This window comes from Ligilactobacillus faecis, from assembly GCF_029889745.1.
In the GTDB taxonomy this organism is placed as follows: Bacteria; Bacillota; Bacilli; order Lactobacillales; family Lactobacillaceae; genus Ligilactobacillus; species Ligilactobacillus faecis.
In genome coordinates this window covers 981,774-994,995 of record NZ_CP123639.1, presented here as the reverse complement: position 1 = coordinate 994,995, position 13,222 = coordinate 981,774, and the positions used below count along the sequence as shown (strand labels likewise).

General features: G+C 34.5%; 13 protein-coding genes. 1 reads left to right on the top strand and 12 read right to left on the bottom strand.

Features of this window, described 5'->3' with window-relative positions; genetic code table 11:
• Window positions 1-7: 7 nt before the first annotated feature.
• Together QFX10_RS04740 and QFX10_RS04735 are read right to left on the bottom strand one after the other, a co-directional pair.
• Window positions 8-643 (bottom strand): NAD(P)-dependent oxidoreductase, encoded by a 636-nt coding sequence (locus tag QFX10_RS04740; RefSeq protein ID WP_280607057.1) that lies wholly within the window; start codon window positions 641-643, stop codon window positions 8-10.
• Window positions 643-1,782 carry a DUF3533 domain-containing protein gene (locus QFX10_RS04735; protein ID WP_280607056.1) on the bottom strand — a complete coding sequence of 380 codons (1,140 nt, stop codon included), beginning with the start codon at window positions 1,780-1,782 and terminating at the stop codon, window positions 643-645. The genes QFX10_RS04740 and QFX10_RS04735 overlap by 1 nt, the downstream gene beginning before the upstream one ends.
• 90 nt (window positions 1,783-1,872) lie before the next feature.
• Here QFX10_RS04735 and QFX10_RS04730 point away from each other — a divergent pair, with 90 nt between their 5' ends.
• The gene (locus tag QFX10_RS04730; protein ID WP_280607055.1) at window positions 1,873-2,448 is read left to right on the top strand and encodes a TetR/AcrR family transcriptional regulator; all 576 of its coding nucleotides are present in this window, start codon (window positions 1,873-1,875) and stop codon (window positions 2,446-2,448) included.
• 27 nt (window positions 2,449-2,475) lie between these two features.
• On the opposite strand, the gene QFX10_RS04725 is transcribed toward QFX10_RS04730, so the two are convergent.
• From QFX10_RS04725 to QFX10_RS04680, 10 genes are all read right to left on the bottom strand, one after another.
• Window positions 2,476-2,697 carry an MDR/zinc-dependent alcohol dehydrogenase-like family protein gene (locus tag QFX10_RS04725; RefSeq protein ID WP_280607054.1) on the bottom strand — a complete coding sequence of 74 codons (222 nt, stop codon included), beginning with the start codon at window positions 2,695-2,697 and terminating at the stop codon, window positions 2,476-2,478.
• Entirely contained in the window at window positions 2,694-2,843 is a 150-nt protein-coding gene (locus QFX10_RS04720; RefSeq protein WP_280607053.1) for a hypothetical protein, read from the bottom strand. The genes QFX10_RS04725 and QFX10_RS04720 overlap by 4 nt, the downstream gene beginning before the upstream one ends.
• Window positions 2,844-2,855: 12 nt before the next feature.
• Window positions 2,856-3,734 carry a CPBP family intramembrane glutamic endopeptidase gene (locus QFX10_RS04715; RefSeq protein ID WP_280607052.1) on the bottom strand — a complete coding sequence of 293 codons (879 nt, stop codon included), beginning with the start codon at window positions 3,732-3,734 and terminating at the stop codon, window positions 2,856-2,858.
• A gap of 298 nt (window positions 3,735-4,032) precedes the next feature.
• Complete coding sequence (locus QFX10_RS04710) at window positions 4,033-8,748, bottom strand: type ISP restriction/modification enzyme (RefSeq protein ID WP_280607051.1); 4,716 nt, start codon at window positions 8,746-8,748, stop codon at window positions 4,033-4,035.
• Window positions 8,749-9,033: 285 nt separating this feature from the next.
• Window positions 9,034-10,239, bottom strand: a complete 1,206-nt coding sequence (locus QFX10_RS04705) for a tyrosine-type recombinase/integrase (protein WP_280607230.1) — start codon at window positions 10,237-10,239, stop codon at window positions 9,034-9,036.
• 2 nt (window positions 10,240-10,241) lie between these two features.
• Window positions 10,242-10,445 carry a DUF3173 domain-containing protein gene (locus QFX10_RS04700; RefSeq protein ID WP_280607050.1) on the bottom strand — a complete coding sequence of 68 codons (204 nt, stop codon included), beginning with the start codon at window positions 10,443-10,445 and terminating at the stop codon, window positions 10,242-10,244.
• A 108-nt stretch (window positions 10,446-10,553) separates the two neighbouring features.
• Window positions 10,554-11,135: a replication protein gene (locus tag QFX10_RS04695; RefSeq protein ID WP_280607049.1), complete on the bottom strand. Its 582-nt coding sequence runs from the start codon at window positions 11,133-11,135 to the stop codon at window positions 10,554-10,556.
• Between the two features lie 180 nt (window positions 11,136-11,315).
• Entirely contained in the window at window positions 11,316-11,534 is a 219-nt protein-coding gene (locus tag QFX10_RS04690; RefSeq protein WP_280607048.1) for a hypothetical protein, read from the bottom strand.
• On the bottom strand, window positions 11,510-12,109 hold the full coding sequence (locus QFX10_RS04685; protein ID WP_280607047.1) for a hypothetical protein: 600 nt from the start codon (window positions 12,107-12,109) through the stop codon (window positions 11,510-11,512). The genes QFX10_RS04690 and QFX10_RS04685 overlap by 25 nt, the downstream gene beginning before the upstream one ends.
• A gap of 14 nt (window positions 12,110-12,123) precedes the next feature.
• Window positions 12,124-13,218, bottom strand: coding sequence for a P-loop NTPase family protein (locus tag QFX10_RS04680; RefSeq protein WP_280607046.1), 1,095 nt, complete (start codon window positions 13,216-13,218; stop codon window positions 12,124-12,126).
• Window positions 13,219-13,222: the final 4 nt, after the last annotated feature.

Sequence of the window (13,222 nt, the reverse complement as noted above, 5' to 3'; positions counted from 1 at the left end):
AGTCCTCCTACTTTGAACACATGACTAATTTCTTTCTATAACTATCTTTTTTATTTAATTGATCAAGCATTACAGCAGCAACATCTGCTCTATTAGTTTTAGGTGCACCCGGCATTTTATAACCAGAAGCAGCGTCTTTTACAAGTGGATCTTTAGTCTTGAGACCATCAAATAATGGGCCTGGATAGACCAAAGTCCAATCTAAATTAGATTCTGCTAGATATTTTTCACCTTTTTCATGATCGGCTTGATTTCCTTTTAAGAAAGTCTTAACGCCAATTTTATAGGGATATGAGACATTAAGAATTGTCTCACCAGTCCCCATACTAGATAAGCTAACTATTCGTTTCACTTTTGCTTTGCCCATAATTTTTACTAATCTTGGCATTAAGCTTCCAAACAAATCAGCGGAACTATCCTTTACAGGATTTCCTAATGTTACTAAGACTGCATTACAGGATGTCATTGCCTGCTCCATTTTTTTATCATCGTTAAGCTCACCTTGAACAATTTCAACATTCTTTTGTATTTTCATTTTTTCTGGTGAGCGGACATAAGCAACAATATCATATCCTAATTCTGTTGCCTGCTTGACCACTTCTTGTCCCGTGCGTCCTGTGGCACCTAGTGTAAACAATTTCATTATTCATTTCCTTCTTTCTTTTTATTTGGTTTAAATTGTGCTGAAATTACTAAAATGAATCCACAAATAATAGTGTATATTAAGCCCATAATTACAGAGTATGATGGGGTATTATTAAAATACATAATACTCTTTACGCCTCTATACATGTATGACATTGGTAGCCAATCTGAAAGTGTGCTATAGAAACTGTTCAAAGATTCTGGAATAGCTGTTAATAATGGGGCTGCAAAGAATAAGAGTAACATGAAAACTGGAATGGAGATCAAACCAACCCATGATTCAACACCATTGATAAAAATAATGAATGAAAATGCACATAACGATAAGAACAAACCAAGCAAGTTAAAATTAGGAATTGTTACATCAAGAATTGTTGATTGTAGATAAATTACTCCATATCCAATTACAAATGAAGAAACAACAGCAGATATTAATTGAACTGTTAGTGCACCAAATTTTTCTTTAAGTGATTTGAACTTTACCTTTGAAAATGCAAACCCAAGCAACATTGAAGTACCAAGACATCCTAACCAAACTGATTGGAAAAAGTGAGCCCCACCATTTGCTAAATCTCCAGTTTTATTTACGGTTTCTTTCTTTATAATTAATGGACTTGCCAAGTTTGAAGATATTTCTGCAGGAATTGTAGGCATTCGTTTAGATACATTTTCAAGTAACTGCTTACTCAAGGTTTGATTTAACTGATTAGACATTTCAGTCAATGCTGTAGTTACTTGATTGGTAACAGCCGTCCCCATTCCTTGATTAGTGATGATTTTTAATTCTGCTTTTTTAGCAGTTGGTGTCATTAAACTTTGAAGATTAGAAGAAAAATTTTTCGGTATAACAATTGCACCGTAATATTGTTCCTTATTCATTTCTTTTAATAACTCTTTTTCAGAATTAAAAACTGTCCATTTTATACTCATGGAAGAGTTAGAAGATCTTTTGGCGTTTGTAATTTGTTTAGTTAAATTTTCTCCAGTTTGGCCTTTATCTTCATTAACAATAGCAATTGGTAAATCATTAACTTTCATATGAGTTGATGGAATTGCAGTGATTGAAAAATATGCTCCAATAAATAATGCTACTAAAATGGGTAACCATACAAATTTATTTTTTAGAAATTTTAACATAAAGACATCCCTTTCAACATTTAGATTACTAACATTGTAGGAATTGCAATGCTATAATAAAACTACAAAAAGTAACAAGGTGTTGCATTTATGAAACATATTAAGACAACTACGAAAATTGAAAAAGCTTTATTAACGCTTTTACAGACAAATGACATTAATCAGATAACTACAAAGCAGATAGCACAGACTGCAGATATTAACCGTGTGACTATTTATCGCCATTACAATGATAAATGGGATATATTAGAAAAAATTGAACAAGATTTTCTCCATAAATTAGATATTCCACATGCACATATGATTGCTAATATTCAATTAACTAATCAAACACAGGAAACTGAACCAAAATTAAGAGTATTAATATACTTCTTAGAAGTATTTCAAAAAAACTTTTCCATTCTTCAGGTTTTAATGGGACCAAATGCAAATTTAGACTTTGCCAATAAATTAATGAACTACTTAATCAATCTTGAAGCTAAGTCGCATCCATATATGTATTTAAACATTCCTAAAAATGAACAAGAATTGCTATCTTATTACAGTATTTCTGCATTAATCGGGATAATTCAATATTGGATAAAAAATCCTAAATATTCTGCTAAAGAAATGGCATACTTCTTCTTTAAAATGCGATTTGGAGCTATAAAAGAATTAAAAATGTAATAATTATAAACTATAAATAAAAAGCTCTCAACGACCGTGGGCGCCCCCTAAATTCAACGCACTAAGGGAGAGCCCATTTTCAAATAACCACGCTGGGTCATCGACTTTAGGCACTTCGACTAAACACACAAGTTCACCGTTGTAAGCTAACCGTTCTGTAAGATCAAGCTTAGCTTCTTTGCTTCCCACTGTATTTATGATCAGAGCGACACCTTGACCGTCCGTATATTCAAGAACAGCTTTTGTCACGTCTTCTTGCTTATAGTCGATGATCTTAGCTGGATGAAAAGCTTTAATAACACTTCATCTGCTTGTGGTCGTGGCACAGGTGCTTCGATCAATTCAAGCGCCTCTAGACCACGACTATCTTTTTTAGTTAATGCATAAGCTTTCATTTGCTATCGCCTCTAAATTATTTTTTCGATCCGATTAGATTTTTTAGCATAATTTTGCCCTAAGTAATAGGTGAACGCTATTAACAAAATGAACCCGCCGAAAGTCAACAGGCTGGCTTCGATCCCAAAGTTTCCACCATTCAATAGCGGATGAGCTGCCACCGACTGTGAACCCAAAACAACATTTGTGCCAACGATTCCAGAAACAGGTGTTCCAAAGAGTGGACCTTCAGCAAAATTCCACGCGCTATGAAAAGCACCTGCAAGCCAAAGATCGCCAGTATAGATCCGAAAGAGACTCATCAAGAGCCCAAATAAAGTCAAATTGAGAAAGCCTAAAAACGAGATCCCGCCATTACCTAAGTGCGCCACCGCAAACGCTAAAGCTGAGGTCAAGATCGCCCCACTTTGCGAAATCTCTTTGGTCAGTTTTCCTTGCAGATAACCTCGAAAAATAACTTCTTCGACCATGCCTTGGATCCCAAAACCGACTAAAAATAAGACAAAGAAAAACCAAGCACTATTTTCCCAAGTAACGGTCACGCGAAAAGCTTTACCTAAGACGGCTATGCCCCAAAGCAAGGCAAAAGTGATCGTCCCTAAGACATAACCTGTCCCATAACGGATCAAAGCGCCTTTTTGGTCAAACGGCATCACCTGCTGCAAGCGCGCTTTATCGCCTTTGAATTCTTGGCGCAAAACAAACAAGACGAACCCTTCACCCATCAAGCCAAGCGCTAACGCCAACGGCTGATAAAGCGTGATGTGGCTTACATCAAACATCGAGATCAAACTCGTAATGATGATGGCTATTTGGAGCGGAAGCGTTGCGACCACTAATAACACCATCGTTAGTAGAAGAGTCTTCGCCACTACTTTTACCTTATCCATAACTTCATCTCCTTTTTATATATAAAAATTAAAACATAATCTCGCTTTACCAGCAAACAACATCACTTTGAGAAAAAAAAGAGTGTGTGCAACGTATGTAAAAAATATCTTCAAGATTCCTTTGTTCGGATCTTGAAGATATTTTGTTTATCTATAATATTAATTTTTTGATTTTACAGTTGATCATAATAACTGAAAGGCAAAATTTACTCTTTTATTAAATGGGCTATCTACATTTATTTTTGTCCAACTCGTCAATTCACGTCAGCATCTTTTTAGTGACCACTCATTTTCTTATTTACTCTACTTCCTCAAGCTTAGGCAAACTATTGACCAAGTCAACAGTTTGAACCGAGACATTTATAATTCGAAGCAAGAGCTTAAAAATATACTTGGGATCATCACTAAAATCATTAGGATCGTCAATGACTCCTGACTTTGTTTTATCCTTAATTTGATATTGGTCCATAATCCATTCAATAGCAGAACGACCATTAACAATATACTCATACGACTTTTCAGGAATATCTTTAATTGTTATATCAGTGTTAAAAATAATTGTAGAACGATCGTTTTCAAGTTTACCAGTTTCTGGATTCCTCACTCTAGCAAACTTCATCTTCTTAACTCTATAGTCTGGATTAGACTTCTTTTCAATAGAAACCCCTTTAAATACCGGAACTTCTTCATAATTAAGATGTAAGTCCATTAATTTCTTTCCAATATCAATAAAAGCTTTTTTATTTTTAACGTTAGGAATACGAGGAAAACTTTTCGCCAAATCTAAAGCGTATAAATTTTCATAATCACTAGAACTTAACAAACCGTAGATATAAGCCAATACATCTTCTTCGTCTAATCCCACCAATTTTTTTAGCTGTTCTTGACGAACAGATGAATACTTGCCTAAGCCATCATATAAATATTTAGGTAAGTTTTGCGAACCACCTGCAAATAAATTTCTATCCGGTAAAACATTTAAAGCAAGTAGGGTTAAATCCTTACCTTCTGTTTTATTTGACAATGAAATCATAATGTTATCACTATCTGAGACAGGCAATACCTTAGCCATACGGTATTGCCTGTCTACTAGCTCTTGTGAGTAGTAGACATGCTTTTTAACAAATGGACGATACATTCCTGTGTAAATTCTGTAGTCTTTAAAGGATATTTTTTCTTTCTTCTCAAACCTTTGTTTTAAAGAACGTGTCCAAGAAATAGAGGTATTATCTTCATCATATACACTAGTATCCCCTAAATGTTCATTATAGTAATTCACAAGCGTATTTATTTTTGAATAAACTGCTGTTTCTGAGAATCCCCAAGACCAATCATCCCTACCTGTAGTAATTCCACCAGTATAATCTATAAATAGTCCATCCTTACTTTTTTTGTCCCCTAATTTTAGGAGTGTTTCAAAATTTGAATTTCTTTGATTTATCCAATCCCCTTTTTCATTTGGTTCAATAAGTTCCGCAACATTTTCAATATTGGCAATACTTCCTAATTTCGTTAACTTTTCAAGTTTATCTTTTTTAGTTAGACCATTTCCAATATCAAAATAATGTAAATTTCCTTTTCCTTTGCCTTTACTACTATCTTTAACCAATAAAATTATTGCAACACCTGTCATAATATCAAAGATATTTCCACCCTCATTTGCAATTTGCTTTTTTGATCGTCTCCTAATTTGACCTTTTAAATCAATAACATAAATATCTGAGAATTCGTTCAATAAACTTTTTCTCATTCCGTCCATTGCCACACCATCAATGTATGAACTGTTTGTAATGAAACTAATAATTCCATCGTTTGATAATCTATCTGCAGACCATCTTATCGCTTTTATATACGAATCCATCAATCCATTTTTATTTATCGCTGACGATGTATCAATCCATGTTTTCTTCAATGAATTATCAAGTTTAGGGTATTTAGCCCTTGAATAGTTCTTATCCTCATTATCTTGTTTTGCAGAATATGGTGGATTGCCAAATATTACTGTAATTGGCTTTTCTTGTTGTTTTTTTAACCGTTCATTATTTTCCCCTAGTAGCTCATCCACAAATGAACCTTCACGCTCTGTACTCTCAAATGTATCTGCTAAGACAATACCTTCGAAAGGTTGATATCCATGGTTAGGACCATTTACTTCATCAAAAACAGATTCAATATTAATCGACGCAATATAGTAGCTCAATAAAATAATTTCATTAGCATGTAACTCGTGATTATACTTGTAGAGGATATCTTCAAACGTAATTTCTCCTCCATCCATCTGTCTTTTTAGATATTGAAGGGTTCTTGTTATAAAGGTACCCGTTCCAGTAAATGGGTCTAAAACATGCACATTTTTGCTTGAAAGACGTTTACCAAAATATTTATTTAAAGCATAGTCAACTGAATTAATGATAAAATCAACTACTTCAACCGGGGTGAAAACAATTCCTAACTGCTCAGTAGTCTCTTTAAAACCAGTTCTAAAGAACTTATCATAAAGTGTAACAATAATCTTTTGCTTGGCTTCAGCATTGTCAATTCCAGAAGCTCTTAATTTTACAGATTTATAGAATGGTGCCAATTCTTTTTGTTCTTTATCAAAGCCATACTTAGAAAATTCGTCAACCACATCATTCATAGCGTGAGATACTGGGTTATCCTTAACAAAACTGTAACCCTCAAAAAGAACTTCAAAGACAGGTTGCGTAATAAGATGTTGAGCCAACATTTCAATTGCTTGCTTTCTATCGACTGATGAATTAATATTGTGCTGTAAACTAGTTAAGAATATATTAAAAGCTGTTTTTGCTTCTTCTCTACTATCAATCAAATCGTTAATTTTAGTAATATGACGCTTAGCAATTTCAGCAACATCTTTAGACCAATCTTCAAGATAACGGCGATCACCCACCTTCTTAACAATTCGTCCATAAAACGCTTGTTCCAAATCTGACATCTCATCTAAATCTAATTCAAGTTGAACCGGTTGATTACCTTCACCATTTTCAATATTCTTACCATTATCTTCTGTAACGGCTTCATTAGGTGATGTGTTAGTCCCAATAACATTAATTCTGCCACTCTTCTTTTTATTAAGTTCAAGTTTATTGATCTCAGCTTCAAAACGTTCGTCAGTTGACCGTAAAGCATTTAGTACTTGCCAGACTTCTTTATACCTATCATTATTGTCAAGAACAGCCACGGGATCTGAGTTAGTATCAATCACTACTGGTAAAATAATATAACCATATTCCTTACCTTCAAATTTACGCATAATTCGCCCAACGGCTTGAACAATATCAACTTGTGATTTCTTAGGTGATAAGAAAATAACAGCATCTAAGTTAGGAACATCAATACCCTCTGTTAAAAAACGAACATTAGACAATACCCTAGCTTCATTATCTTCCATATCACTAGCAAGCCAATCAAGCTGAGCTTTCTTTTGAAGCGCATTTAATCCACCGTCAACATGGTGAACATCAACAGAGAAACTATCATCTGCTTGTGCTCCAAGATAATCGTTTATTACATAATTAAACTCTTCGGCAATTTGTTTTGAATGAGCAATCGTATCGGTAAAGGCAATTGCACGTTTCATTGGTGCTCCCGTAATTTCGCCAGTAATACCATTTCTTTTAACCATAGCATTCCACACGCCAATAATTTTACCAATATCATTCGTATCGAGTTCGCTAGTGCTAGAAGCCATAACCGCCTGCATATTTTTGTTAATGTAATTTTCACTAACCGCAAGTACTGATACTTTATAATCCGTTAGATATCCTCGTGAAACAGCATCTCCAAAACCTAAACGAAATATTTCTACACCATACTTTGCTTCATCGTCCATCGATGAAATAACCATACTATTATCATCTGCTTTCTTCTTAGCTTCTGGACCATAAACTTTTGGTGTTGCTGTCTGGTAAAGACGTAACTTTCCCTTCACAATGCTATTATCGTGAACTTTAGTAAATACACTAGCGTCTCCCATCTGACTTGCCCCAGTAGTACGGTGGGCTTCATCAGCAATAATCAAGTCAAATTTAGGATATCCTTGATTTTGTGCTTTAGAAATAACATCAATGGATTGGTATGTTGAAAATACCACCGCCATCGTCTTTTGTGCCTGATTTCGAACATTAGTATAATTCTCCAATAGTTCATCTACGTTAGTTGTAGCAGGAAAACCAACATCTTTAGCACTTAAGTCATCTACACCTGTTTTCTTTTTCGTTGCCTTTTTATCAGATACAACGGAAAATGAAACCATTGAAATATCATCCGACTTATCAGAATTCCAGTTAAATAGTGTTTGCGAAAGTAACTGAATACTTGGAACTAAGTATAAGACATTAAAATTATCCGTGTCTGTTTCTGTCATTAGTGCTTCGGCAATCTTCAAACTTGTAAAGGTTTTCCCTGTCCCTGGAGCCATGACAAGCTTCCCACGTGTATTTTCTTTAAAATACGCTAAGGATTTTTCAATCGCTTCCTTTTGATAATCTCGTAATTCTTTAGGCTCACAACTTAAATTTTCATTTTGGGAATCAAAGTCAAATAGTTGCCAATCAAAATTTGCATTTTGAAGTTGTGATAATCCAATGATTGAAATATCTTTTGATAATTCTTCAGTTGCTTTTTTAGCATTTTTATTCCAATCATCAGTTGATGAAATAATCATTCCATCAGCGTAGTAATCTTTACAACTTTCAGCAATAAAAGAGTTAATAGTGTCTTTTCCTACTTTTCCTTTATAGTACTTAGCTTGAACTGCGGTAAGTTTTCCCGTGACACGATCTTTAGCGACAATATCAACACCGGTATCTTGTTTAGAAATATTATATTCTATTGGTACTTCACTTAACATCCAAACATCAGAATATTTATTTTTAAACGCCGGTTCGTTCTTTAGATAAGCAACTGCCAACTTTTCAAAAGCTGTGCCCCTATCTCTTTGATTTGTTATATTATTATCTATTTGATTTACTAATTCGTTAAATGTACTCATATTTTACGTACCCTTTCAAATTGTCATCTTGACAATAAATTATGTAAATTGCGACAAATAATATCAATATTATACAATAAAAGCCTAGCACAAAAAATTCTTGCACTAGACTTCATCAATGATTTTTGATAGACTACCTCGTTATTCTTTGCTGTTAAACAGGCATTCCGTCGCCAAATTAATTAGTTCATTATTCCCATTCGATACAATTTTAGTTCTAAAAATCTTATCATATCAATGTTTCTTACTTACTTTACTTTGTTTGGCAAACACTTGGCAAACAGGCTATTTATTGACTTTAAATACCTGATTACCGTTAAAACTTGCTTGTCTTTTTCTAGAAAATTTAACCTTTATGTTACCCGTCATCAACTCAGCTAGGCTATCATCATTTCTATTCCATAAATGGCTGTAATGTTTTAGAGTAATGTCTGGTCCGGAGTGTCCTAAACGTCTCGATACAGTCAACACATCTGCGTTAAATTCATTGATTAAGTATGAAACATGGCTATGTCTAAGCCCCTTAGCTTCAATTTCCGGTACTCCTGCTAATTTGGCATACCTCTTAACAATTTTATTAACCACCGATCGACTGGTTGGAGTATCATCATAAGAAATAACAAAATTTCTAACCCCGTGTTCTCTTTGAACCTTTTTCCATTTTCTCAGAAAATTAACTGTATCAGAATCTAGCGAAATAACTCGCTTTCCGCTAGCTGTTTTAGTATATGGCTTAATGGTATAATTTTGTTTATTTTTGTATTCCAACGTGTGGTGAACTCGCACTTTAGCATTTTTCAAATCAATATCAGACCATTTCAAAGCCAACGCTTCACTAACTCGAACACCAGTCATAAAGTAAAACCAAATCATCATGAAACAAAAATATTCATGGTAATCATCAATACAAAATTTTGAAATAACCTTTTCAAATTGCTTTTTATCCCAATAAGCAACTACTGCTTTTCCCTTAGGAATTGACTTTGTTTTCCTTGAAACATTTACATCTAAAATACCTACTGAAACAGCGTATTCTAATGACTGGCGAAATGAAATATAAACCATGCTACAGTAACTTTTAGAAAATCCACTTTCTGTTAGTAGCCAGGTACGATACTCCTCACAGTCAAGTACTGTAATATCTTCAAGTAACTTATCACCTAAACGATTAATTGCATAATCAAAAGCTTTAGAATGCGATAAAAAAGTACTTTCCTCAACATCTCCCTTATACTTAGGAATATACTTCTTCAGCATAAAGGTCTTGTAGGTCATGCGATAAATTACCTTACCGCTACTCTCAAAATAGTTATTCTTAATTTTTACAGCTTCAATATATGCTGACCTAGCAGAGGAAAATGGATTACCTTTTGTGTCCTTCCTACCCTTTTTAAATTTTTGCTTTCCATGTTCATCACGACCAAGAAACACTTGGTAGAAAAAATTTCCTTTACTATCTTGGTAAACATTAGCATATCTTGTCTTTTTCATCATCAATCTGCCCCTTCATCTATTGATGGTAAGCCAATAATTTCCGCAACAACTGATGATGGGACAAGCCCTACTCGTTTACCATTATAAAACCCATATCCTCGTGATACAAGTATTCCCTTAGCTTCCCGAATAATATTTCTTGCCTGATTAGCAGGAAAACCCATTTTTACCAGGTCTTCAAAATTTATCATTTGTTTATCCATAGTTGCCATTATCCTTTCTTTATTAGATAATGAACATGATAGTTTAGTTACTTCCCCAATTTTACTATCACTATAGCTGTCGTTTTACTTTGGCCGGTTGAACAACAGCTATTTTTCATTATCTCTCATCGCATTTCTTCTTGAATCTAAATATTTTACGAAAAAATAAGCTCTACTAATAATAAGTTTTAATAGTTCCATATCTTCTTTTCTTGCGTATGAAACAAGCTCACGAAATTCATAAAAATCATTTTCCTCAATTACATCAATAACTTTAGCTACAAATTCATCTTCACCTTGTTCACGCATGAATTTCACTAAATCAAATCCGCAACCTGACTTAATATCTTCTACTTTATATGGGGTTTTGTCAGGATTTTCAGCATGGACAAAGTAATCATACATACCTTTAGGGGAGTGAACTACTTCAACATATTTAGGACCATTCAAATCTGCAAGTAATTCAGAAACTTGTGATTGACTTTTCAACGATTCAAAGAATAAGCACCCGTGCCAATGAGCTTTTTTTAATTCCCCTGTTTCTGAATTAACATCTAAGTTGTGTAACGGACTCAAAATATAAGGTACATGCTTACTGTTTAACTTTTCAATAAAGTCTTTCGGCGCACTTTCTTCATATACAAGAAATGCCCATTTTGATGACCTTACTTCCTTTTGCTTCACCTTCATTTCATCACCTGCTCTGCTTGATTATTGATTACTGATGTAATGGGGGGTCGTAGTAACCCCCATTACATCAAAGGCCTACAGCCCGAACCGCAAGCGGTTCTCCTCGTTTGCACTCCAAAAGGTGAAGACTCTGCTCTTTGCTGACGCAAAGCAGTCTTCACCTTTAGGAGTGCTCAATTATTAATTCTTCCTTGAGCGGAGATAGCTCCACACTTCAAATTGACGTTTAGCTTGACTTAAACTGCCACCGAACAAATATAAAACTCCAGTAATTAAGCTAATACGAGCCATTGTATGTTCTCTTTCAATATAATTTTCGGTGTATCTAATCCGAGTAACTCTAATTTTTTCAGCCTTCTTGATAAAGTACTTACTCATTTTTGTTTCACGATAACCCATTTCACAAGCCCTCCCTTTTTTAGTGCAATCGGCGTCCAATTAACTGTTTTAAAACTTTCTGATAGGCAACCTAATAAATCTTGTTCACATCTTTGCTTAATTATCTTCATAACCGTACCATTAGCTACAATCGGCATAATGAATACCAACTTTTTCTTCCATTTAATAATTCTGCTTCTTCTAATCCATTCATTAGCCTTATTTTCTTCCGCCATCACTACATTTAAGCTATCCTGATTTACATCACGAACAAGAAATTTTATAATTGGAACTAACTTAATATCTCTTACTAATTGGCCACTAAATAGGTCGATTACTAGCCACAACAGTACTAATACCGCAATTAAAATAATGATATGAAGCACTTTACTTTCTAAAACCGCTAAACTAACATTTAAGCTTTGCATTTTTGCTATTAAATTAGTAGGATTTAATGATAATTTACCGCTAGCACTCGCACTCCATAATGCATTAATGATAAATTTTATAAAATATGGGCCTACATACTTACATATAGTCCACAACATCAACAAAAACAATTCCGGAATAATCCAAAACTTTTTAAAATAGAACATTTACGCTACCTCTCTTAATCTAAAATTGTCGGTGTCAAAACTGGTTCAATTCCTGCATAACGTGGGTCTCCTGCGATTGAAAGTATCCCCGAACCTTTACCACCAATAGGTACCATAGGCATTTCTGATAGCTCAGGAAACAAAAAGCGTGTATTTTCTGAATTAATTCGTCCAAGCTGAACACGTAAAGAAATCGAATCTCTAACAATAGTTGGTAAATACTCCGCTCTTGCCGACTGCATGGACAAAATCAGATAAATTCCTGCTTCACGACCTAGTACTACTAACCTAGTTAAAGTATCTTGGAAATCTTGTTTCACTTGCTTACTTGCCCCTGTCATTAATGCTGATAATTCATCAATGAATACAAAAATGGGCTCTATACCTAATTCACGATAATCTGTTGAAACTCTACTGGTTGTTTGATATAGCTTACTTTGACGTTCATACATTATGGATTCCACCCGCTTTAAAGTATTGATCACATCTTGTAGGAATCTACCACCAATACCATTTTTTCCATCTTCACCATTAACAAACGGTGGTATAACAATATCTTCCGTCCCTCGCTTTTTAGCTAACCTTGCTAAATCACTACCTTTAGGGTCAATCGCAACTGTGTCACCAATAGTTGAACAAATCATGAATAGGTACTTCAGGAAATACGATTTCCCGGAACCACTCACACCGGTGATACAGGCATGGGGGCTCCTAATGTAATCCCACGTGATAAGGTTCATAATTGCTATACCGTCTTTTTCTTTCGATTGGTTTACTAATTCCTTTAGAGTACCTTTTAATCGTGATGGTTTACCTTTACGTGCTGGTATTAACAATCCCCTTGACCTTGACGGGTCTCTTCCTTCTAATGTAACCACTTGCATTGTTAAAGGGCGAATTAGAGTATACATAGGCGTCAAGGCTAGATTAAGAATTGTAAATAGCTTGTTATAGAACGATTCATCTATTACATAGGTTATAGGGTAGATTGGTATGAAAACAAAGCCTTCTTCAACTTGTTCAATAGAATACTCCCTGTTTTGGTCAGCATTGGTAAACGCGGTATACATGAGTACTGCTTCAAGATATGCTAGAATATCTATATCCATAGGT

Excerpts from the sequence above, each read along its gene's own strand:
- QFX10_RS04740 (WP_280607057.1), bottom strand. The coding sequence starts at position 643 with ATGAAATTGTTTACACTAGGTGCCACAGGACGCACGGGACAAGAAGTG.
- QFX10_RS04735 (WP_280607056.1), bottom strand. The coding sequence starts at position 1,782 with ATGTTAAAATTTCTAAAAAATAAATTTGTATGGTTACCCATTTTAGTA.
- QFX10_RS04730 (WP_280607055.1), top strand. The coding sequence starts at position 1,873 with ATGAAACATATTAAGACAACTACGAAAATTGAAAAAGCTTTATTAACG.
- QFX10_RS04720 (WP_280607053.1), bottom strand. The coding sequence starts at position 2,843 with ATGAAAGCTTATGCATTAACTAAAAAAGATAGTCGTGGTCTAGAGGCG.
- QFX10_RS04715 (WP_280607052.1), bottom strand. The coding sequence starts at position 3,734 with ATGGATAAGGTAAAAGTAGTGGCGAAGACTCTTCTACTAACGATGGTG.
- QFX10_RS04710 (WP_280607051.1), bottom strand. The coding sequence starts at position 8,748 with ATGAGTACATTTAACGAATTAGTAAATCAAATAGATAATAATATAACA.
- QFX10_RS04705 (WP_280607230.1), bottom strand. The coding sequence starts at position 10,239 with ATGAAAAAGACAAGATATGCTAATGTTTACCAAGATAGTAAAGGAAAT.
- QFX10_RS04700 (WP_280607050.1), bottom strand. The coding sequence starts at position 10,445 with ATGGATAAACAAATGATAAATTTTGAAGACCTGGTAAAAATGGGTTTT.
- QFX10_RS04695 (WP_280607049.1), bottom strand. The coding sequence starts at position 11,135 with ATGAAGGTGAAGCAAAAGGAAGTAAGGTCATCAAAATGGGCATTTCTT.
- QFX10_RS04690 (WP_280607048.1), bottom strand. The coding sequence starts at position 11,534 with ATGGGTTATCGTGAAACAAAAATGAGTAAGTACTTTATCAAGAAGGCT.
- QFX10_RS04685 (WP_280607047.1), bottom strand. The coding sequence starts at position 12,109 with ATGTTCTATTTTAAAAAGTTTTGGATTATTCCGGAATTGTTTTTGTTG.
- QFX10_RS04680 (WP_280607046.1), bottom strand. The coding sequence starts at position 13,218 with ATGGATATAGATATTCTAGCATATCTTGAAGCAGTACTCATGTATACC.